At 66.8% G+C, this 21,183-nt stretch carries 18 protein-coding genes and 1 tRNA gene; 13 read left to right on the forward strand and 6 right to left on the reverse strand.

The window, feature by feature from the left end; all coding sequences use genetic code 11:
• Positions 1–193: 193 nt before the first annotated feature.
• On the forward strand, positions 194–982 hold the full coding sequence (locus tag ACK8OU_RS03110; RefSeq protein ID WP_410301897.1) for a DUF2189 domain-containing protein: 789 nt from the start codon (positions 194–196) through the stop codon (positions 980–982).
• Between the two features lie 8 nt (positions 983–990).
• Complete coding sequence (chrA, locus tag ACK8OU_RS03115) at positions 991–2,226, forward strand: chromate efflux transporter (RefSeq protein WP_410301899.1); 1,236 nt, start codon at positions 991–993, stop codon at positions 2,224–2,226.
• A gap of 72 nt (positions 2,227–2,298) precedes the next feature.
• Here chrA and ACK8OU_RS03120 read toward each other — a convergent pair whose 3' ends face one another.
• Positions 2,299–3,180: an AraC-like ligand-binding domain-containing protein gene (locus ACK8OU_RS03120; protein WP_410301900.1), complete on the reverse strand. Its 882-nt coding sequence runs from the start codon at positions 3,178–3,180 to the stop codon at positions 2,299–2,301.
• 406 nt (positions 3,181–3,586) lie between these two features.
• On the opposite strand from ACK8OU_RS03120, the gene capB reads away from it, so the two are divergent.
• The 7 genes from capB to ACK8OU_RS03155 all read left to right on the forward strand — a co-directional run bounded on the left by capB (position 3,587) and on the right by ACK8OU_RS03155 (position 12,265).
• On the forward strand, positions 3,587–5,335 hold the full coding sequence (capB, locus tag ACK8OU_RS03125; protein WP_410301901.1) for a caprolactamase subunit beta: 1,749 nt from the start codon (positions 3,587–3,589) through the stop codon (positions 5,333–5,335).
• Positions 5,336–5,477: 142 nt separating this feature from the next.
• Complete coding sequence (capA, locus tag ACK8OU_RS03130; RefSeq protein ID WP_410301902.1) at positions 5,478–7,607, forward strand: caprolactamase subunit alpha; 2,130 nt, start codon at positions 5,478–5,480, stop codon at positions 7,605–7,607.
• A 1-nt stretch (position 7,608) separates the two neighbouring features.
• Complete coding sequence (locus ACK8OU_RS03135; protein WP_410301903.1) at positions 7,609–8,352, forward strand: ABC transporter ATP-binding protein; 744 nt, start codon at positions 7,609–7,611, stop codon at positions 8,350–8,352.
• Complete coding sequence (locus tag ACK8OU_RS03140) at positions 8,352–9,077, forward strand: ABC transporter ATP-binding protein (RefSeq protein ID WP_410301904.1); 726 nt, start codon at positions 8,352–8,354, stop codon at positions 9,075–9,077. Before ACK8OU_RS03135 ends, ACK8OU_RS03140 begins: the two co-directional genes overlap by 1 nt.
• On the forward strand, positions 9,074–9,979 hold the full coding sequence (locus ACK8OU_RS03145; RefSeq protein ID WP_410301905.1) for a branched-chain amino acid ABC transporter permease: 906 nt from the start codon (positions 9,074–9,076) through the stop codon (positions 9,977–9,979). Before ACK8OU_RS03140 ends, ACK8OU_RS03145 begins: the two co-directional genes overlap by 4 nt.
• 3 nt (positions 9,980–9,982) lie before the next feature.
• The gene (locus tag ACK8OU_RS03150; RefSeq protein WP_410301906.1) at positions 9,983–11,053 is read left to right on the forward strand and encodes a branched-chain amino acid ABC transporter permease; all 1,071 of its coding nucleotides are present in this window, start codon (positions 9,983–9,985) and stop codon (positions 11,051–11,053) included.
• Between the two features lie 39 nt (positions 11,054–11,092).
• Positions 11,093–12,265 (forward strand): ABC transporter substrate-binding protein, encoded by a 1,173-nt coding sequence (locus ACK8OU_RS03155; protein ID WP_410301907.1) that lies wholly within the window; start codon positions 11,093–11,095, stop codon positions 12,263–12,265.
• 67 nt (positions 12,266–12,332) lie between these two features.
• Here the strand turns inward: ACK8OU_RS03155 and ACK8OU_RS03160 are convergent, their stop codons facing one another.
• On the reverse strand, positions 12,333–12,584 hold the full coding sequence (locus ACK8OU_RS03160; protein ID WP_410301908.1) for a hypothetical protein: 252 nt from the start codon (positions 12,582–12,584) through the stop codon (positions 12,333–12,335).
• A gap of 228 nt (positions 12,585–12,812) precedes the next feature.
• Here ACK8OU_RS03160 and ACK8OU_RS03165 point away from each other — a divergent pair, with 228 nt between their 5' ends.
• Positions 12,813–13,025, forward strand: a complete 213-nt coding sequence (locus tag ACK8OU_RS03165) for a DUF1127 domain-containing protein (RefSeq protein ID WP_410301909.1) — start codon at positions 12,813–12,815, stop codon at positions 13,023–13,025.
• A 66-nt stretch (positions 13,026–13,091) separates the two neighbouring features.
• Here ACK8OU_RS03165 and ACK8OU_RS03170 read toward each other — a convergent pair whose 3' ends face one another.
• The 3 genes from ACK8OU_RS03170 to ACK8OU_RS03180 form a co-directional block, all read right to left on the reverse strand.
• A complete protein-coding gene (locus ACK8OU_RS03170; RefSeq protein ID WP_410301910.1) occupies positions 13,092–13,472 on the reverse strand; it encodes a bactofilin family protein in 381 nt (126 codons plus the stop codon).
• Between the two features lie 550 nt (positions 13,473–14,022).
• Complete coding sequence (gene lon, locus ACK8OU_RS03175; protein ID WP_410301911.1) at positions 14,023–16,431, reverse strand: endopeptidase La; 2,409 nt, start codon at positions 16,429–16,431, stop codon at positions 14,023–14,025.
• Positions 16,432–16,621: 190 nt separating this feature from the next.
• The gene (locus tag ACK8OU_RS03180; RefSeq protein WP_410301912.1) at positions 16,622–18,001 is read right to left on the reverse strand and encodes an ATP-binding protein; all 1,380 of its coding nucleotides are present in this window, start codon (positions 17,999–18,001) and stop codon (positions 16,622–16,624) included.
• A gap of 40 nt (positions 18,002–18,041) precedes the next feature.
• Here ACK8OU_RS03180 and ACK8OU_RS03185 point away from each other — a divergent pair, with 40 nt between their 5' ends.
• Together ACK8OU_RS03185 and ACK8OU_RS03190 are read left to right on the forward strand one after the other, a co-directional pair.
• Entirely contained in the window at positions 18,042–18,920 is an 879-nt protein-coding gene (locus ACK8OU_RS03185) for an MBL fold metallo-hydrolase (protein WP_410301913.1), read from the forward strand.
• 80 nt (positions 18,921–19,000) lie between these two features.
• A tRNA-Asn gene (locus tag ACK8OU_RS03190) sits at positions 19,001–19,075 on the forward strand.
• 169 nt (positions 19,076–19,244) lie between these two features.
• Here ACK8OU_RS03190 and ACK8OU_RS03195 read toward each other — a convergent pair.
• Complete coding sequence (locus tag ACK8OU_RS03195) at positions 19,245–19,670, reverse strand: VOC family protein (protein ID WP_410301914.1); 426 nt, start codon at positions 19,668–19,670, stop codon at positions 19,245–19,247.
• Positions 19,671–20,093: 423 nt separating this feature from the next.
• On the opposite strand from ACK8OU_RS03195, the gene ACK8OU_RS03200 reads away from it, so the two are divergent.
• Positions 20,094–20,987 (forward strand): glycosyltransferase family 25 protein, encoded by an 894-nt coding sequence (locus tag ACK8OU_RS03200; RefSeq protein WP_410301915.1) that lies wholly within the window; start codon positions 20,094–20,096, stop codon positions 20,985–20,987.
• Positions 20,988–21,183: the final 196 nt, after the last annotated feature.

Consider the following 21,183-nt stretch of genomic DNA (forward strand, 5'->3'; position numbering starts at 1 on the left):
CCGGGCGGCCGTGCTGTCGCGCCGGATCGCGGCGCACGACCTGTCATTTGTCTGTTCCCCTTGCCAGGCAAGCTGAACCCAGGGCCCGGGCGCCCGGGGGCGACCGTTGCCGTCCTGGCCGGGCCGGGCGGCGAAAAACGGTTGCCGCGTCTGGCCTTGCGCGATTAGCCTGCGCCCATCAGGGAGGGACAAAATGACGCAACTTGACGACAGGGACCCCGCAGGCCAGCCATCGCCGCTGCCCGAAGTCCAAGGCGTGACCGGCGCCGATATCGGCCCGGTGCTGCGCGCGGGGCTGCGCGATTTTCTGCGCGCACCGGCCTTTGGCATCTTCTTTTCGGCCTTCTATGTGTTGGGGGGCGTGATCTTCTGGCAGGTGTTCATGGCTGCCGGGCAGGAATGGTGGCTGATCCCGGTGATCCTGGGCTTCCCGCTGCTGGCGCCTTTCGCCGCGATCGGCCTGTATGAGGTCAGCCGCCGGATCGAGGCGGCCGAGCCGCTGCTGTGGCGCGAGGTGCTGGGCGTGGTCTTTGCCCAGAAGGACCGCCAGCTGCCGTCAATGGCGATGGTGATCCTGTTGATGTTCATGTTCTGGGTTTTTGTCGCCCATACGATCTTTGCGCTGTTCATGGGACTGTCGGCGCTGACCAATATCACCACCTCGCCGGGGGTGCTGTTTGAAGGCAACGGGCCGTTGATGCTGCTGGTGGGCACGGCGATCGGGGCGGGCTTTGCGGTGGCGCTGTTTTCCTTTACCGTCGCGGGCCTGCCGCTGCTGCTGGAAAAAGAGGTCGATTTCATTTCCGCCATCATCCTGTCGGTGCAGGTGGTGCTGGCCAATCCGCTGGCGATGCTGGCCTGGGGGCTGGTGATCGCGCTGTGCCTGTTTGCGGGGATGGTGCCGATGTTTCTGGGCCTGTTTGTGGCGTTGCCGGTACTGGGCCATGCCAGCTGGCACATGTATCGCCGGATTCTGGGCTGATCGGTCCGGTGGCGCGTCCGCATCCTGCCCCCCATCCGGGCCGCCCGGCCGAGGTGCTGGCCGCCTTTGCCCGGCTGGGACTGACGTCCTTTGGCGGGCCGGTCGCGCATCTGGGCTATTTCCGCGCGGAATTCGTGACGCGCCGGCGCTGGCTGGATGATGCGGCCTATGCCGATCTGGTGGCGCTGTGCCAGTTCCTGCCGGGCCCGGCATCCAGCCAGGTGGGCTTTGCGCTGGGGCTGATGCGGGCGGGCTGGGCGGGGGCGCTGGCGGCCTTTGTGGGCTTCACCGCGCCCTCGGCGGTGGCGCTGGTGGTCTTTGCCCTGGCCGCCGGGCCGCTGGCGCAGGCGTCCTGGGTCGGGGCGGGTGCGCTTGCGGGGCTGAAGATCGTCGCGGTGGCGATTGTCGCGCAGGCGGTCTGGGGGATGGCGCGCAGCCTGTGCCCCGACCGCGCGCGCGCCACGATCGCGTTGGCGGCGGTGGCGGTGCTGGCCTTTGTGCCGGGGGCCTTGGGGATGCCGGCCGCGATCGCGATTGGCGCATTGGCGGGCCTGATGCTGGGCCGGGGCGGGACGGGTGGGGCACCGCCGCCCGCGGGTCCGGTGCCGGGGGACATGGCCGCGCCGCCGGTGTCGCGCCGGGTCGCGCTGCTGTGCCTTGGCCTGTTCGCCGGGCTGATGCTGGCGCTGCCGCTGCTGGCGCCGCTGGGGCAGGGGGTTGCGGTTGCCGACCGCTTTTTCCGCGCGGGCGCGCTGGTCTTTGGCGGGGGCCATGTGGTTCTGCCGCTGCTGGAGACCGGGGTCGTTCGTCCAGGCTGGGTCACGCCCGAGGTCTTTCTGGCCGGCTATGGCGCGGCGCAGGCGGTGCCGGGGCCGCTGTTCACCTTCGCCGCCTATCTGGGCGCGCTGCTGGACCCGGGACCCGGTGGCATCGCGGGCGCGGTGCTGGCGCTGGGGGCGGTCTTTGCACCGGGCTTTCTGGTGCTGGTGGGGGTGCTGCCGTTCTGGCACGGGCTGCGCGCGCGTGCGGGCGCCCGGGCGGCGCTGCGCGGGGCCAATGCGGCGGTGGTGGGCATCCTGGGGACCGCGCTTTACACGCCGGTCTTCACCGGCGCGGTCACCGATCTGCGCAGCTTCGCGCTGGCGCTGGCCTGTTTCGTGTTGCTGACGGTCTGGAAGGCGCCGCCCTGGGCGGTGGTGATCCTGGCCGCGCTGGGCGGGATCGGCCTGTCGATGCCCGGCTGATCCGGCTGATCCGGCGCCGTCAGTCCCGTCCTGCAGCGCCCGTCCTGCAGCGCCCGTCCTGCACCACCCGCCCTACACCGCCCGCCGTTGCGCGCGATAGCCCGAGGGTGTCTGTCCAAAGGCTGCGCGGAACAGGCGCGAAAACTGTGCCTGATCGGAAAAACCGAAGCGATAGGCGATCTCGGCGATCGGGGCAGTGCCAGGCAGATCCAGCATGTCGCGTGCCGCGATCAGGCGTTGCTCACGGATATATTGCGACACGGTGGCATTGGCGTCCGAAAACAGCTCATGCAGGTAACGTTTTGAAATTCCGCAGGCTTCTGCCACCAGGTCGGGCGACAGTTCGGGGTTTTTCAATTCGCGCCGGATGACTTCCTCGGCGCGGCGCAGATGGGCGGCGCGCACCGCGGTGCGCGCGCCGCCGGTGTCGGCCTGACCCTGCAACGCCAGGCTGAGCAACTCCACCAGATGCCGCCCCAGCACCTGCGCCCCCGCCGGATCGGCGCCGCCCGCATCCATCATGTGCTGGGCCATCGTGCTGAACAGCCCCCCCATGCCAGCGCGCCCGTCAAAGACCTGTGCACAGAAGCGGTCGGGATCGCGCAGCTTTTCGCCCAGCACGCGGCGGGTGACCTTCAGCACATACAGATCATTGGCATCGGCATAGGCAAAGCGATAGGGTTCATGCCCGCGTTCAATGATGAACCCGCCCGGGTCGCAGCGCATCTCGCGCCCCAGCTGGCGGAATTCCACCGGGTTGCTGCGGGGGATGGTGATCAGATATTCCTCTTCGCCGCCGCCCGCGATGTGGCGGGGGCTGCGTTCATACAGCATGCCTTCCGTGCGCAGCCGCGACAGCGACACCTGACCCAGATCCTGCCGCTCCAGCCGGCCGGTGAAGCGTGCGGCATCGCGGAACGCCAGCTGAAGCGGAAAATAGGTTTCGGCGATCACTCGGGTCCAGTGTCGGCGCGCTCGGCCGGCGCGACATGCGCGGTCGTCTGCGTCGTAAAGGGCATGCAAAAAGCTCCTCCCAGGCTTTGCTCCATGATTCGCGCCCCGCCGCGCGATTCGCGCAAGACATTTCGGTGACAGCCGCGCGATCCTGCGCGCAGCGACAAAAGATCATGCGCCCGGTGTCAAATCCGTCTGTCCCCTGCGCGGATCGTCAAATTTCCGCGCACCCGCATGCAAGCGAAACGCCGCCCCGGCGTGCAGCCTGACAGGGTCAACAGAAGGCCGGATCACCGGCACGTCGACGGGAGGAAACGATCCAGGCACCCCGCGCCCCGACCGGGCCCGGGCCTGCCGGTTGCCCATTCCCCCCGCGACCTGCCACGGCCAGCCCAGGGAGTGTGCAATGACGAAACGCAAGGTCGACCCGATCACCCTATCCGTGGTGCGCGGCGTGCTGGAAACCACCCAGCGCGAAATGACGCTGACACTGGAACAGACGGCGCGCAGTTCCGTCTTCAACCTCGCGCATGATTATTCGACGGCGCTGTTCAACCATACGCCGGAAATGATCCTGCAGGGCCAGGACATCCCGATCCACCTGGGCTCGCTGATCCCGGCGATGAAGTCGGTGGCCCGCTTCTTTGAAGGCGACATCCACGAAGGCGACCTGATCCTGCACAACGATCCGGCCTATGGCGGGTCGCATATCATCGACACCTGCATGTATTACCCGGTGTTCTACCAGGGCGAGCTGGTGTTCTGGACGGTCTGCAAGGGCCACCTGACCGATATCGGCGGTCCGGTGCCCGCCGGCTACAACCCCAACGCCACCGAAATCTTCGCCGAGGGGCTGCGTATCCCGCCGGTCAAGCTGTGGGACCGGGGCAAGCCGCGCCATGACGTGATGAACCTGCTGCTGACCAACATGCGCGCCCGGCGTGACCAGGAAGGCGATTTCAACGCGCTGATCGGTGCCTGCCAGGTGGGCGCGCGCGCGCTGATCCGGCTGATGGACAAATACGGCAAGGACGTCGTGCAGGATTGCATCGCCGAACTGCTGGACATGGCCGAGGCGCATATGCGCAAGCTGATCGCCGAAGTACCCGACGGCACCTACAGCGGCACCGCCATCCTTGAGGATGCAGGCCACGGCTTTGGCGATTTTGAAATCACCGCCACCGTCACCATCCAGGGCGACAGCTGCCACATCGCCGTCAATTCTCCCCCCCAGGTGCCCTATTTCATCAACAGCTACGAAGGCAACAGCCACTCGGGCGTCTATCTGGGCCTGATGATGTTCGCCCAGCTGCCCCCGCCCTACAACGAAGGGCTCTACCGCTGCGTCAGCACCGACATGGGCCCCAAGGGTACATTGTGCAACGCGAAATCCCCCGCCCCGCACATGAACTGTACCACCACGCCGATGGAAACGCTGACCGATGCGGTGCGGCTTGCCTTTGAACAGGCCGCGCCGGCCAAGGTCTCGGCCAGCTGGGGCCATGCCAATGGCTGCAACATCGCGGGCTGGGACAAGCGCCATGACGAGGAATATGTGACCATGGTGCTGGCCTCGATCATCTCGGGCGCGGGCGCCACCGCCAGCCAGGATGGCTGGCACGCGGTCGGCCCCGAATGCTGCTTCGGCGCGCTGACCTCGGGCGATATCGAGATGCTGGAACACAGCTACCCGATCATCATCCATCGCTACGCGCTGATGGAGGATTCGGGCGGCGCGGGCAAGTTCCGCGGCGGCTCGGGCACCTGCTGGGAGGTCGAACCGCTGGACAGCCCGATGACGCTGATCACCTTCGGCGAAGGCCGCCGCATCCCGGCGATGGGGGCTGCGGGCGCGAAATCGACCATGATCGCGCCCAAGGTCGGACGGCTGGAACTGACCCGCAACGGCCAGACGCAGATCATCACCGACAACGTGATCGAAACCATCCAGCCCGGCGAACGCGCGGCCAATCGCAACCCCGGCGGCGGCGGCTTTGGCAACCCGTTCGAACGGCCCGTGGAAAAGGTCGTCGAGGATGTGCGCAACGGCCTAGTCTCGCTGGAAGGCGCGCGGCTCGACTATGGCGTGGTGATCACCGACCGCGACAGCCTGACCGTAGACGCTGCCGAAACCGCCCGCCTGCGCGCCGCCTGATCCGCTTTCACGTCCCGCTTTCCTGTCCTGGCCCCCTTCATCTTGCCGAAAATACCTTCGGGGGGCCCGGGGGGCGGACAGCCCCCCGCTCCACGCCCGCCCGGGGCCGTGGCCGGGACACCTGAACCCAAAGGAACCCATCATGCAGAACCAATATCGTCTTGGCATCGACGCCGGCGGCACCTTCACCGACTTCATCCTGGCCGATCGCAAGGGCGGCGTGCGCATCTTCAAGGCGCTCTCGACCCCGCAGGACCCGACCCGGGCCATCCGCAACGGTCTGAAGGTGATCGAGGAAGAAACCGGCCTTTCGCCCGAACACATCGTCTCGAATGCCGATCTGTGCATCAACGGCACCACCGTCGGCCTGAACGCGCTGATCACCCATAATGGCGCGAAAACCGGCCTGATCGCCACCCGCGGCCATGAGGACAGCATCGAGATCCGCCTGGGCCACAAGGAAGACGGCTACCGCTATGATCCCGAATATCCGCCCGCGACGATGCTGGTGCCGCGCCACCTGCGCCGGGGCGTACGCGAACGGGTGATCTCGACCGGGGCGGTCCACACCCCCCTGAACGACGAGGACGTGCGCGAGGCCTGCCGCCACTTCATCCGTGAAGGCGTTGAATCGGTTGCGATTTCCTTTGTCTGGTCGGTGCTGCACCCGGACCATGAATCCCGCGCTGCCCAGATCGTGCAAGAAATGATGCCCGGCGTCCACCTGACCGTGGGCAGCCAGCTTTACCCGCAGGTGCGCGAATATACCCGCACCTCCACCGCGATCGTGAACGCCTATCTGGCGCCGATCCTGGAACGCTATGTCGCCGCTGTGGACCGTTACTTCCAGTCGCTGGGCGCGCGCCATCCGGTGCGCTACTTCCAGTCGAACGGCGGGCTGGCGCTGGGCCGCGTGGTGTCCAGCCAGTCGGTCTATGCGATCAATTCGGGGCCCGCCTCGGCGCCGCAGGCCGCGCTGTACCTGGGCGAGCCCTGGGGGCTCAAGGACATCATCACCGTCGACATGGGCGGCACCAGCTTTGACATCACCCTGACCCGCGAGGGCCGGGCGAATGTGTCCAAGAACATCGACTTCCTGCGCTATCGCATCGGCATCCCGATGATCCAGGTGGAAACGCTTGGCGCGGGCGGCGGCTCGATCGGCTGGATCGACAGCATGGGGCTGATGCAGATGGGCCCGCAATCGGCGGGGTCCGAACCCGGGCCTGCCTGCTACGACCAGGGCGGCGACAAGCCCACCACCACCGATGCCAATCTGGTGCTGGGCTATCTGAATCCCGATGGGCTTGTGGGCGGGCGGCTGCCGCTGAACGTGGACAAGGCCCGTGCCGCGATCCGCACCCATCTGGCCGAACCGCTGGGCATCAGCGTGGAAAAGGCTGCCTTTGGCATGTTCACCATCGTCAACAACAACATGGTCAACGCGATCCGGCGGGTCTCGGTCGAACGGGGTTATGACCCGCGCGATTTCGTGTTGAACTGCGCGGGCGGGGCGACGGGGGCGCATATCACGGCGCTGGCGCGCGAAATGGGCATCCGCAAGGTGCTGGTGTCCAAGCTGGCTTCGGGGCTGTGCGCCTTCGGACAGATCCTGTCGGATGTGAAATACAACTACATGGCCCCCGCGCCCGTCCGCCTGGAAGGCGCCGAGGCCGCGGCCCGGCTGGATGCGCTGTTCGGTCAGCTGGAATCGCGTGGGCTTGATGATCTGAAGGGCGACGGCTTCGGCCCTGACCGGGTGAACATCCGCCGCAGCCTTGACATGCGCTATGTCGGCCAGGTGCATGAATGCACCGTCGACATCGAACCCTTCGAGATCACCGAGACCGCGCTGGACCGGCTGAAAGCCGCGTTCCATGCCCGCCATGAAGAACTCTACACCTATTGCGAGCCGGGCAGCGCGGTCGAGGTGGTCAATGTCGAAAGCGCGATTTCCGGCGCGGTGGACAAACCCGCGCGGATGCATCTGGCGCCGGGCAAGGGGGCGCATGGCGCGCTGAAGGGCACGCGCGAGATGATCTTTGACGCCGCGGGCATTCCTCATGAAACGCCCGTCTATGACGGCGCGGCGCTGGGCGCGGGCGACCGGATCACCGGCCCGGCCGTCATCCAGGAGGTCACGACCACCATCGTGATTGAGCCGGGCTGGCTGGCGGAACTGGATGCGACCGGCGTCTATGTGCTGACGCTGGGCGTGGCCGAGTCCGGGGCCATGGGCGCGCCGGCCCGCAGCCTGACCGAGGACGCCTGAGATGGCGTTGGCGCTGGAACGGGCGGGGGTCGCCTTTGGCGGCTTCCAGGCCCTGTCCGACGTGACCCTGTCGGTCGCGCCGGGGCAGGTGGTGGGGCTGATCGGGCCCAACGGGGCGGGCAAGACCACCTGCGTGAACGTGCTGACCGGGTTCCAGCGCCCGACCCTTGGGCGGGTGACGCTGGGGGGGCGTGATGTGTCGGGGCTGGCGGCGCACCGGCTGCGCCGGGCAGGCGTGGCGCGCACCTTTCAGGCGGGGCGGCTGTTCGGCGGGCTGGATGTGCTGGACAATCTGGCGGTTACCGGCGTGGGCCTTGGCCTGCGCCGCGCCGCCGCCGAACGCGAGGCGGGCGAGATGTTGGCCTGGATGGGCCTTGGCGCGCTGCGCGACCGTTCCGCCGCGGGCCTGCCCTATACCGACGAGCGGCGCGTGGCGATCGCCCGCGCGCTGATCGGGGGGCCGGACTTTCTGCTGCTGGATGAACCCGCCGCGGGCATGTCGGAAATCGAGGCCGAGGATCTGGCCGCCCTGATCGCCCGCATCGCCGCCGAACGCGGGGTGGGGGTGCTGCTGATCGAACACAATGTCGGGCTTGTGCTGTCGGTCTGCGCCCATGTCGTGGTGCTGGACGGGGGCCGCGTGATCGAGGCGGGCGACCGGGCCGCGATCCTGGCCAGCCGCGCCGTGCGCGAGGCCTATCTGGGCGCCGATCACAACGCCCCCGAACCGGAGGAGGCCGCGTGATGTCCAAGCTGGGAATTTTCGACCTGTCGGTGCGCTACGGCAAGCTGACGGCGCTGCGCGATGTGTCCTTTACCGTGGCCGAGGGTGAACGGCTGTTCATCTCGGGGCCCAATGGCGCGGGGAAATCCTCGCTTCTGGGGGCGATCTCGGGGGCGGTGCGCGCCGCCCATGGCCGGATCGAGATGGATGGCGACATCCTGTCGGGCCGCAGCCCCGAGGCGATCGCGCGGCGCGGCCTGTCGATGGTGCCAGAGGGGCGGCGCATCTTTGCCGGGCTCAGCGTGCAGGAAAACCTGATGGTGGGGGCCGGGATGCGGCGCGACCGCAGCGCCGTGCCCGACGATCTGGCGGTGATCTTTGACGCCTTCCCGATCCTGCGCGACCGCCGCCATGCCAATGCGGGCGCGCTGTCGGGCGGGCAGCAGCAGATGCTGGCGATCGGGCGCGCGCTGATGACCAACCCCAAGCTGATGCTGGTGGATGAGCCAAGCCTGGGCCTGGCGCCCAAGGTGGTGGATGAGGTCTATGACCGGCTCTGCGCGTTGCAGGCGCTGCGCGGGCTGACGCTGGTGATCGTCGAACAAAGCTCGGCCCGGGCGGCGCGCGTGGGCGGGCGGATGATCCTGTTGCGCGGGGGGCGGATCGTGGCCGATGGCGATGCCGCGGGCTTTGCCGAACACGACCTGCTGAAGGAAGCCTATTTCGGAAAGGGGGCCGCGGCATGAGCCTGCAACTGGTCTTTGACGCCGCAGCACTGGGCGGCATCTATGCGGTGGCGGCGCTGGGCATCGCGCTGATCTTCGGGGTGATGAAGCTGGTGAATTTCGCCCACGGGCAGTTCATCGCCTTCGCCGTCTTCGCGCTGATCGTGCCGTCCAGCGACGCGGTGGCGGTGATGGGGCTGGGGGCGGCGCCGGCGGTGGTGCTGGTGCCGGCGATCCTGCTGATCGGGGCGGGGCTGGCCGTGGCGGCCGAGATGGTGGTCTTTCGCCCGCTGCGCGCGGCCAGCCCCGTGGCGCTGATGGTGGCCAGCTTTGCGCTGGGCGTGGTGATCCAGAACCTTCTGCTGGCGGTCTATGGCGGGCGCCCCAAGGCGATCAGCCTGTGGCCCGAACTGGGCCAGCCGGTGGCGGTGCTGGGCGCATCGGTGCCCTTGCTGCAGATCATCGTGATCGGCGCGGTGCTGCTGATCCTGGCGGTGCTGGCGGTGATGCTGCGGCACAGCCGGATCGGGCTGGAGATGCGCGCCGCATCCGAGGATTTCGGCATGGCGCGCCTGCTGGGGGTGCGGTCGAACGCGGTGATCTCGGGGGCGTTCGCGCTGTCGGGGGCGCTGGCGGCGGCGGTGGCGCTGGTGCTGGTGGCGCAGACCGGCGTGGCCGATGTGCGCATGGGCGGGCAGATCATGCTGGTGGCTTTCATCGCCACCGTTGTGGGGGGCATGGGCAGCCTGGCGGGTGCGGTGGCGGCGGGCTTTGCCATCGGCGCGGTGTCCGTCGCGCTGCAGGCGGCGCTGCCGATCGAGGCGCGGCCGTTCCGCGATGCCTTCCTTTATGGCCTTGTCATCATGGTTCTTTTGTTCCGGCCGCAGGGGCTTTTTGCCACGGCCGCCAAGCCGAGGGTGTAAGCGATGGACGATCTTGTCATGGAAGCCGGTGTCGATCACCGCGCGCGGGCGCGCGCCGCACTGACCACACCGCTGATCCTGATTGCGGGGCTTGCGCTGCTGGTGGCGCTGGTGCTGGCCTTTGGCGACCGTTCGCTGGCGCGGATGGCGGCGGAAACGCTGATCCGGGTGACGCTGGTCGTGGGGTTCTGGGTCTTTGCGGGCAATTCCGGGGTGATCAGCTTTGGCCATGCGGCCTTTGCCTGTGTGGGGGCCTATGTTTCGGCCTGGCTGACGCTGAAGCCGGCGATGAAGGGGCTGTTGCTGACGGGCCTGCCGGACTGGGTGGCGCGGGCGGAATGGCCGGTGCTGCCGGCGGCGCTGGCGGCAGGCGTGGTGGCGGCGGGGGTCGCGGCGCTGACGGGGGCGGCGATCCTGCGGCTGTCGGGGATCGCCGCCTCGATCGCGACCTTTGCCTTTCTGGCGATGGTCAACCAGATCTGGGCGAACTGGACGCCGGTGACGGGGGGGACATCCTCGGTCGTGGGGCTGGCGCGCTATGTCGATCCTTGGGTGGCGCTGGGCTGGGCGGCGGCGGCGATCGGGATGGCGGCGGTCTATGGCGCCTCGGCCTCGGGGCTGGCGCTGCGGGCCACGCGGGAAGATGAGGTCGCCGCGACAGCCAGTGGCATCGACCGCTATCGCCACAGGCTGCTGGCCTATACGGTTTCGGCCTTTTTCTGCGGGGTGGGCGGCGCGCTGATGGGCCATTTCATCGGCGTCATCAACCCCGATGCCTTTTATCTGTCGCTGACCTTCATGATGCTGGCGATGCTGGTGGTGGGCGGCATCGGCAGCCTGTCGGGCGCGGTGGTGGGGGTGCTGGCGGTATCCGCCGCGATGGAACTGCTGGTGCGCGCCGAAAAGGGCGTGACGATCGGCGCGGCGCAGATCGCCCTGCCGCCCGGATCGCAGGAAACCCTGATCGGCGCGGCGATGATTGCAATCCTGATCCTGCGTCCGCAGGGCCTTTTGGCCGGACGCGAGATCATGCTGCCCCCCGGCTGGGTCGCCGGGCGGGGCAAGACCGACTGACCCGATAATCCAGGAACACCCAACAGGAGAGACTGACCGATGAAACGACTGCTACTTGCCGGCACCGCGCTGGCGGGCCTTGCGCTGCCCGCCCTGGCCGAGGATATCACCGTGGGCTTCGCCATCGCCAAATCCGGCTGGATGGAGGCCTATGACACCCCCGCCGCCACCGCCGCGCGCATCCGCATCGAGGAAATCAACGCCGCCGGTGGCCTTCTGGGCAGCCAGATCCGCGTGGTCGAGGCCGATACCCGCACCGACCGCGCCGAGGCCGCCAAGGCCGGGCTGGCGCTGCTGGATGAGGGCGCGCAGATGATGGTGGTGTCGTGCGATTACGACTTTGGCGCGCCCTCCGCACTGGTGGCCGAGGGCGAAGGGATGAACAGCTTTTTCCTTTGTGCCGAGGATGTGAAGGCGGGCATTCAGGGCGTGGGGCCGAACAGCTTTTCCTCATCCGTTCTGGCGCCGGTGCAGGGGGCGACCATGGCCGAATGGGCCCATGCCCGGCGCGCGGCGCGCACCGCCTATGTGCTGGAAGATACCTTCATCGAATACAACAAGGGTATCTGCACCGGCTTCAACTGGATGTTCCCGCGGCTGGAGGGGGCCGAGATCCTGGGCAGCGACACGTTCAAGAACGACGATGCCTCGATCGCCAGCCAGATCACCCGGATCAAGGCGCTGGACCGCGCCCCCGATGTGATCATGCTGTGTTCGGTGATGCCCGGCGCGGCGGCGGCGGTGCGCCAGATCCGCGCCGCCGGGATCGATGCGCTGATCCTGAACGGCTCGGCGGTGGACGGGTCTTACTGGCTGGATGCGACGCCGGGGCTGTCGGGCTTTGTGCTGCCGGTGCAGGGCTCGATCCACGGCGACGATCCGCGCCCCGAAGTCGAGGCCTTCAACGCCGCCTATCAGGCCCGGACCGGCGCGCGCCCGGCCAGCCAATATGCCTATCCGGGCTATGTGCTGATCGATCTGTGGGCCAAGGCGGTCGAACGGGCGGGCACGGTCGACGGGGCGGCGGTCACGGCCGAACTGGAACAGATGCGCGATGAGCCGACCGCCTTTGGCCCGCGCAGCTTTTCCGATCAGCTGCACCACCAGAACACCGCGCTGATGCAGATCGTCGAGATCACCGGCGGCACGCCCGCGCGCGTGGACGAATGGCGCATTTCCGAACCTGTCCCGCTGGACGTGCTTCTGAAGTGATGCCGGCCGCGCGCCCTGCCAACTCCTCAACTCTCTCGTGCGGGGCGCGCGGTTTCTTTCGCCGGATTTACGGGTGCTGGCCCGGATCCGGCCGCGGCGGTTCGGGCCAGATCACGGCATGGGGCCAGCCGGGCTGGTTGACGGTTTCCTTCAGGCGGCGGCGGAACTCGATCCAGGGCCGGCAATCACGGCCCGGCATGGTGCAGGCCTCGATCCACTCGGTGCAGGCCAGCATGCGCCTGCGCAGCAAGGGGGCCAGGTCTTCGGTCGGAACGCAAAAGGCTGGGGTCGGCATCGCAATCACCCTGACTGTGGTCATGACCCATGATGGCGCAAAGGCGCGGTGCGCAAATTGAGATAAATCAAGTGGCGCCTGATTTCCGGGCGTGGCGGCCGGTTTGCCGGGGCATCCGCGCTGCGTTGCAGCATCCCATGCGCCGGATGCATGGCGGCCTTTCCCTTTGCGGGGCTGGTCGTGCCGGGGTTTTGGGGCCATATCGGCCGTGACAAGCGCAGATGCTGCGTTGCGGAAAAAAGGAAGTCCACCATGGCAATGATCCAAACCGAAACCCGCCCCTTCAACCCGGTCGCGCGTCTGGTGTCCGGCCTGCGGATTGTGGTCGATGTCCTGATGCGCGCCCGCGCCGCCGAGGTCACGCTGAAGGAACTGAACCGCCTGAGCGATCGTGAACTGCGTGACATCGGCCTGACGCGCGGCGACATCCCGCGCATCGTCGCCCAGACGATGGACGGCAGGTAACCGATCCACAAGGATGACAGATCCAAAAGCCCCGCGCGCCCGCGCGGGGTTTTGCTTTTGCCGGTCTCAGCCCGGTGATGTGGCCTGGACGGGGGCCTGGACGGGGGCGCGATCCGGGGCACGGCGGCGCGCACGAAACGCCACATGGGCGCCGCTTTCGATGGACAGCTGCAGATAGTCCACCTCGCCCGTCAGATCCGCCGTGGCATGACAGGTCAGCGTGTCACAGATCACCCGGCCCGCGACCTGGCCCCTGATCGTCACATTGGCGGCCACCAGACTGCCTTCGATCAACGCGCCCTCGGCGACAATGACCGATCCTGCCGCCAGATTGCCGTGAACCGTGCCCAGGATTTCCACAAGGCCCGGAAATTCCAGATCGCCGACGATCTTTGATCCGGCGGCGATGAAGGACCGGCCACCGACGCTGGTCTGGGGTTTTTCCATCTGCTGCTCCTTCGGTCATGGGGCCTTGGGTCATGGCATGGTTGATCAGGCGCGGGCCGGGGCAGGCGCGCGCGCACAAGACTTGCCGCGAAATCGGGCATAGTCCAGTGCCATGCGGCGCGGGCGGGCGGAAAACCACCCGTCCGGACCACCGATGCCCCTGTCAGGGAACCGAATGCCCGCCACGGGGTGGGGCATGGCCCGCCGCACCGACCGGCGCGGACGGGATTTGCGGCGGGGGATGGCGGAATGGGTCCACAGGCGGACATCGGGGCGCGGGGCAATGCGGGGGCGCGGGGCGACGGGACGGATCCGGGCACCGGGCTGACGGGGCACCCGGGCCGAGTCCCGCCCCGTTGCGCCCGCGCTGCGCCGTCGCCGCCTGTCGCAGGGCAAGGCCGATGGTGCCGGACCCGCCCGCGCGGCGGGCTGATGGCTGACGGGGGCGGGGCGGAATGAAACGCGCGCGCCCGAAGGCGCGCGCAGGGTGGTTTCAGGCAGGACTGGTTCGGACGGAACGCCCCGCCCACCGCGCGCGTTCGGTGCGCGGTCAGTGCGCGGTGGCCCCCTGGCCGGCGGTGCCTGCGGTCATCGCGGCGGCGGCGGCGGCCTCTTCGGCGGCTTCGTCCCATTCCACCGGCTCGGGCATCCGCACCAGCGCGCGGGGCAGAACCTCGCGCACATGGCTGACGGGGATGATCTCCAGCCCCTGCTTCACGTTGTCCGGGATCTCGGGCAGGTCCTTGGCGTTTTCCTGCGGGATCAGCACGGTCTTGATGCCGCCGCGCAGCGCGGCCAGCAGCTTTTCCTTCAGCCCCCCGATCGCCAGCACATTGCCGCGCAAGGTGACCTCGCCGGTCATGGCGACATCCTTGCGCACCGGAATGCCCGTCAGCACCGACACGATCGAGGTGACCATCGCGATCCCCGCGCTGGGGCCATCCTTGGGCGTGGCGCCTTCGGGGACGTGGACGTGGATATCGACCTTTTCGAACTTGGGTGGCTTGACCCCGATTTCGGGGCTGATCGAACGGACATAGCTGGAGGCCGCGTCGATCGATTCCTTCATCACCTCGCCCAGTTTCCCGGTGGTCTTCATCCGCCCCTTGCCGGGCAGCTTCAGCGCCTCGATCTGCAACAGGTCGCCGCCGACACTGGTCCAGGCCAGGCCTGTGACCACGCCCACCTGGTCCTCTTTCTCGGCCAGGCCATAGCGATAGCGCGGCACGCCCAGATAGTCCTCGACCCTGGCGCCATCCACGGTGACGGCCTTCGCCTTGCCCTTCAGGATTTCGGTCACCGCCTTGCGGGCAAGTTTCGCCAGCTCGCGTTCCAGGTTCCGCACGCCCGCCTCGCGGGTGTACAGCCGCACGACCTTGTCCAGCGCCTCATCGGTCAGGGTGAATTCGCCCTTGCGCAGGCCATGCGCCTTGATCTGCTTGGGGATCAGGTGCTGGCGGGCAATTTCACGCTTTTCATCCTCGGTATAGCCGGCCAGAGGAATGATCTCCATCCGGTCCAGCAGCGGCCCCGGCATGTTGTAGCTGTTGGCCGTGGTCAGGAACATCACGTTCGACAGGTCGTATTCCACCTCAAGATAGTGGTCCACGAAGGTCGCGTTCTGTTCGGGGTCCAGAACCTCCAGCATCGCGCTGGCCGGGTCGCCGCGGAAATCCTGGCCCATCTTGTCGATTTCATCCAGCAGGATCAGCGGGTTGGTGGTTTTCGCCTTTTTCAGCGCCTGGACGATCTTGCCGGGCATGGACCCGATATAGGTGCGCCGGTGGCCGCGGATTTCGGATTCGTCGCGCACGCCGCCAAGGCTTATGCGGATGAATTCACGCCCCGTGGCCTTGGCCACGCTGCGGCCAAGCGAGGTTTTCCCCACGCCGGGCGGGCCCACAAGGCACAGGATCGGCCCCTTCAGCTTGGCCGAACGCGCCTGCACCGCCAGATATTCGACGATGCGTTCCTTAACCTTTTCCAGGCCATAGTGATCGGCGTCCAGCACCTTTTCGGCCAGCCCCAGATCCTTTTTCACGCGGCTTTTCACGCCCCAGGGCAGGTTCAGCAGCCAGTCCAGATAGTTGCGCACCACGGTCGCCTCGGCCGACATCGGCGACATGGATTTAAGCTTCTTCAGCTCGCCTTCCGCCTTGTCGCGCGCCTCTTTCGAGAATTTGGTGGCCTTGATCCGCGCTTCCAGCTCGGCGATCTCGTTCTGGCCGTCCTCGCCGTCGCCCAGTTCCTTCTGAATGGCCTTCATTTGCTCATTCAGATAATATTCGCGCTGTGTCCGCTCCATCTGCGACTTGACGCGGGACTTGATCTTTTTCTCGACCTGCAGAACCGACACCTCGCCCTGCATCAGGCCAAAGACCTTTTCCAGCCGCGCGGCCACATCCAGCGTTTCCAGCAGGTCCTGCTTTTGCGCGACATCCAGTCCCAGATGGCCCGAGACCAGATCGGTCAGCTTGTCGGCCTCGCGCGTTTCGGCGATGGCGGCCAGCGCCTCTTCGGGGACGTTCTTCTTGAACTTGGCGTAGCGTTCGAATTCCTCGGCGACGGAACGCAGCAGCGCCTTGACGGTGTCCGCATCGCCGGGGGTTTCGTTCAGCGCCTCGGCGCGGGCCTCGAAGAAGGCGGGGTTTTCCAGGAATTCGGCGATGCGCACCCGCCGCTTGCCCTCGACCAGAACCTTCACGGTGCCATCAGGCAGTTTCAGCAGTTGCAGCACATTGGCCAGAACGCCGGTGCGGAAGATGCCATCGGCATCGGGGTCATCGACGCCGGGGTCGATCTGGCTGGCCAGCAGGATCTGGCGATCCTCGGCCATTACCTCTTCCAGCGCGCGGACGGATTTTTCCCGGCCCACGAACAGCGGCACGATCATGTGGGGAAAGACCACGATATCGCGCAGCGGCAGCACGGGGTAGCTGTGGGGAAGCGTGTCGGTCATCATGTATCCTCTGTGGCAGAAGGGCGCCGGCCCCGCCCTTGCGGCAACCCCGGCCCTTCCCTCTTGCGACCTATCTAGGGGGCGCGTGCGGCAGGTTCAACCTGGGTGTCCGTCATCATCGGGTTACATTGCGCCCGCGCGCGGGCGGGGGCAAGCGCAGATTGCGCCGGGTTTGAACGGTCGGCCCCGGTCACAGCGGCAGGACCAGTTCCACCCGCAAGCCGCCCAGCCGCGCGCTGTCGCCCAGCCGCAGCGACCCGCCATGCCCGCGCAGGATGTCGACCGCGATCGACAGCCCCAGCCCCACGCCCTGTCCGCGGTTCTGGTTGCGCGCGGGATCAAGCCGGGTAAAGGGGCGCAATGCCTCTTCGCGCCGGTCGGCCGGGATGCCGGGGCCGTCATCCTCGACAATGATCCGACAGCTGCGCGGGCCAAGCGTCACCGAAACCTCGGCCCTTGTGCCGTAGCGCACGGCATTGCCGAACAGGTTTTCCAGCGCCCGGCGCAGCGCATCGGGGCGCACCGTGACCAGCGCCAGCCCCGGGCCGGGGCATTCGGTCAGGCTGACCGGCTGGCCCGCGCGGCGGGCATCCTCGACCACATGGGCGACAAAGGCGCAGGGGTCGATCCGTTCGGGTTCGCCCGCGGTGGCCTCATCGCGGGCGAAATCCAGAAAGGCATCGATCAGCCGGCCCATTTCCGCCACGTCGCGTTCCATCGCGGAAACCTCATCGCGCGTCCCGGGGTCGTCGGGCAGCATCGACAGCCCCAGCCGCAGCCGCGTCAGCGGGGTGCGCAGATCGTGGCTGATCCCCGACAGCATCAGGGTGCGCTGTTCGATCTGGCGTTCGATCCGGGCGCGCATTTCCAGAAAGGCGGCACCGGCGGCGCGCACCTCCTGGGCGCCGGCGGGGCGATAGGGCAGGGCGCGGCCCTTGCCAAAGGCCTCGGCCGCGATCGCCATCCGGCGGATCGGGCGCAGCTGGTTGCGCAGGAACAGATAGGCCACCAGGGTCATCAGCAGGCCGGTGCCCAGCATCAGAACGATAAGTTGATGCGGGTTGGTGGCCGACACCCGGCGCCGGTCAAAGTGCAGCTCCATCAGGCCGTGGCGGGTGTTCAGCGTCAACCGCACCTCGCGCAGGTTCGACAGATCGACCGCGCCCAGACCCGGCAGCCCCGCGCGCAGCGTGGCGATCACCACCCGGCCCGACAGATCGTAAAAGACCCGCCGGTCCGGGCCTGGGGCCGTGTCGGATGCCGCGTCGGATGTCGCGCCTGGGGCCGGATCGGGGGCGGGCAGGGCGACGCCCAGGTCCAGTGGTCCGGCCACCGCCGCCACCGCCGCCACCGCCGCGGCCAGGTCGGGCGCCGCCTCGGCGCGGGCCGCGACATAGGCCAGTTCGCGCAGCATGGCCGCGGTCATCTGTTCGGTCACGCCTTCGAAATGGCGCTGCAGAAACACCACCGACACGACCAGCTGGATCGTGACCACGGGCAGAATCAGGATCAGCGCGGCCCGCCCGTAAAGCCCGCGTGGCATCAGTCGTTTCAGCCAGTCGAAATTCATGGCAAAAGCCTAGCCGCCAGATGCAGCAGAGGAAAGCGTCATGACGACAGAGCGACCGGAACCGGGGCTGCGGGTGCTGACCGCGCCGAACCCCTCGGCAATGACCCTGACCGGAACCCGGACCTATATCCTGGGCGAGGGGCAGGTGGCACTGATCGATCCCGGCCCCGCGCTGCGCCCGCATTATGAGGCGATTCTGGCGGCGCTGTCCCCGGGCGAGCGAATCACGCAGATCCTGGTCAGCCATGCCCATCTGGATCATTCCCCCCTGGCCCGCCCCCTGGCCGAGGCGACCGGCGCGCCGGTTCTGGCCTTCGGTCCGGCCACGGCGGGGCGGTCGGCGGTGATGGCCGATCTGGCCGCGCGCGGGCTGGCCTGCGGTGGCGAGGGCGTGGACCCCGCCTTTGCCCCCGATCGCGTGCTGGCCGATGGCGAGCCGGTCGAGGGCGCCTTTGGCACGATCCGCGCGCTGCACACGCCGGGGCATTTCTGCAACCATCTCAGCTTTGCCTGGCAGGGCGCGTTGTTCACGGGCGACCATGTGATGGGCTGGGCCAGCACGCTGATTTCGCCGCCCGATGGCGATCTGGGGGATTACTTCCGTTCGCTTGACAAGGTCGCGGCGGAAGGCGCGCGGGTGTTCTATCCCGGCCACGGCGCGCCGGTGCGCGATACCGCCGCCCGGATCGCCGAACTGCGCGCGCACCGCGAACAGCGCAGCGCCCAGATTCTGGCGGCCCTTGCCGCCGCGCCGGCAACCGCCGCGCGGATCACGCAGGCCATCTACACCGACACCCCCGCCGCCCTGCTGCCCGCGGCCGAGCGTAACGTGTTTGCGCATCTCATTGAACTGACGTCGCAAAACCATATCCGCCCGCTGCAACCCCTGGCAATCACCGCGCCGTTCGAGCGGTTGTGAGCGCGCCGTGACAAAGTTCAAAAAAAGTCGCCCGCCCCTCTGGACGAGCCGATTTCCCACCGCTATACACCGCCTCGTGTTCCGGCGTAGCTCAGCGGTAGAGCAGTTGACTGTTAATCAATTGGTCGTAGGTTCGATCCCTACCGCCGGAGCCAAAAATCCCTTATGGGGTCTTATTTTCAGGCAAAACAGGCTTCTGACCCCTTCCACGACCGGCAATGTCCTGATCGTGGAACAGCTGGGGGCGGCGGGCGCCTCATATGGCGGTCAGGCCGGACGGTTCCGATCTGTCTCGCTGGGGGCGACGCTTGGGCGGAAGGCTGTTCAATCCTCCGACGGAAGCAGGTCCGGGTTCCAGACGATTTCCCACAGGTGCCCGTCGGGGTCGCGGAAATAGCCTGCGTATCCGCCGTAGAACGTATCCTGCGCGGGTTTGATCAGCTCGGCGCCTGCCCGCGCCGCGGCCTCCATGCACTGATCGACCTCTTCCCGCCGTGCCACGTTGTGCCCAATGGTGAGGGCGGTCGGGCTGACCGGCTGTACCGGCAATCCGGTATCATGGGCAATGTCCGCCTGCGCCCAGAGGGCAAGTTTCAGATCGCCGGACAGGTCGAAGAACGCGACCGAGCCATGCTCGAATTCCTGGCCGACTATGCCTTTCGTTGGCAGCCCGAGCCCGTCGCGGTAGAAGGAAAGCGATCGTGCGAGATCGGCGACACCGAGTGTAAGAACGGAAATCCTGGGTTTCATGTCATGCCCTTTCTATCGGCACCTGCACCGCGCAGATACCTTGATAGTCCTGGGCCGCTGGCTTGCAACGGAAGGACCCGCAGGGGCGGGGGGCCGGGCCAACCTTCCCGGGCCTGACCTGTTTCAGACCGGCGAAGGATAGGCCGAGTGTCTCAGGCGGTCAATGGCAGCAATGTCCCGCGGAGCGGTCCTGGTCCTTGACCCGGGCGACATCTCTGTCAGGTGGAAATAAAGGTGCAGCAACCCGGGCCTGTATCCCAAAGCGCCCGGGGTGTGCGTTTGATGGCCTTGTTGCGGTCCCGTCAACAGTCAGATCTGGCGTTGATTGCGCTGAGGTGGTAATTGTCGCCCGGGTTTGTGTGAGTATCGATGTAATCTGCGGGTATCGGAAACCTACCTGCATCACGTTAGCGAGGGGCGTAATTGTCAGAAGAAAACAACACTAAAGGCACGCCCGTTGCGGTTTTCTTGATTAATTTGGACCGACGGCCTGATCGCTTGAACGCAATCACCGGGGTACTGGATCGCGCTTCGATCGGCTTTGAACGTGTCAGTGCGGTTGATGGCGCCGTGGCAACGGACACGGACCTCTGGGTTTCGCGCCCTTGTGGACCGATTGGTCACTTGTCTGCCGGAACACGCTCTTGTACCGCGAGTCACCTGAAGGCATTGAAACGTTTTCTCGAAACAGAAGCACGACATGCGCTGATCCTGGAAGATGATGTTGTGGTTCGCCCGGAACTGTCAAAACTGTTGCGTGACGATCATTGGCTTTGCGGGCATGCGGAAATTCTGAAGATCGAAAAATTCAATCCGCATCGTCCGTCAAAGATCCTTGTTGGTCCTAAACTGGGCGAGCTTCCGAATGGTCTCGGCAGCTTCCATCCGATGTTGTCACGTCATACGGGCTCGGCTGCTTATATCGTGTCTCGGCGTGGTGCCGCACTGATCTTGCGTCTTGCGGGGAAGATCAGCGTTCCCATCGACCATTTTCTGTTCAACGAAACGGTGTCGCCATTATTCCGCAGTACGGTTCCCGCTATCGCCACCACGCCATTAGCGTGGCAGAGCGTCGACGTGGGTATGGGATCAAGCATAGCGGTTGACCCGCACAGAGTTGAGACCAGCGGTGTCTCTGTTTCGCTGCGCCGGTTTGGGCTGTCTTTCCGAAGGGCCTGGAATGAAGTCCGGCTCATGCCGAAACAGCTGCTTTTCGTTCTGACGGGCAGGGCTGCCATCCTGAAATTGGAAACCCCTGTTTCACGAGGTAAAGCAATTCCCGGCATCGTGCGAAAGATAGCCAGGAAAAAGAAATAGTGCTGAACAACTGTGAAGCCATTGATCCTGCGTGTGGAACGCGCAGTTTTCCTGGCATGGGCATGCAGGCTTTCGTATGGTTCTGCCCGAAACCCTGCCATTTCGGTTCCGCCCATCAGGTACCGCCCGCCGACCGATCCGTTTTCGCTGGCGCGGACGGATCGGCGCGGAAGGCGTCGAATGGCTGCTGACCCGG

The organism is Pontitalea aquivivens, assembly GCF_046507575.1.
In the GTDB taxonomy this organism is placed as follows: Bacteria; Pseudomonadota; Alphaproteobacteria; order Rhodobacterales; family Rhodobacteraceae; genus Pontitalea; species Pontitalea aquivivens.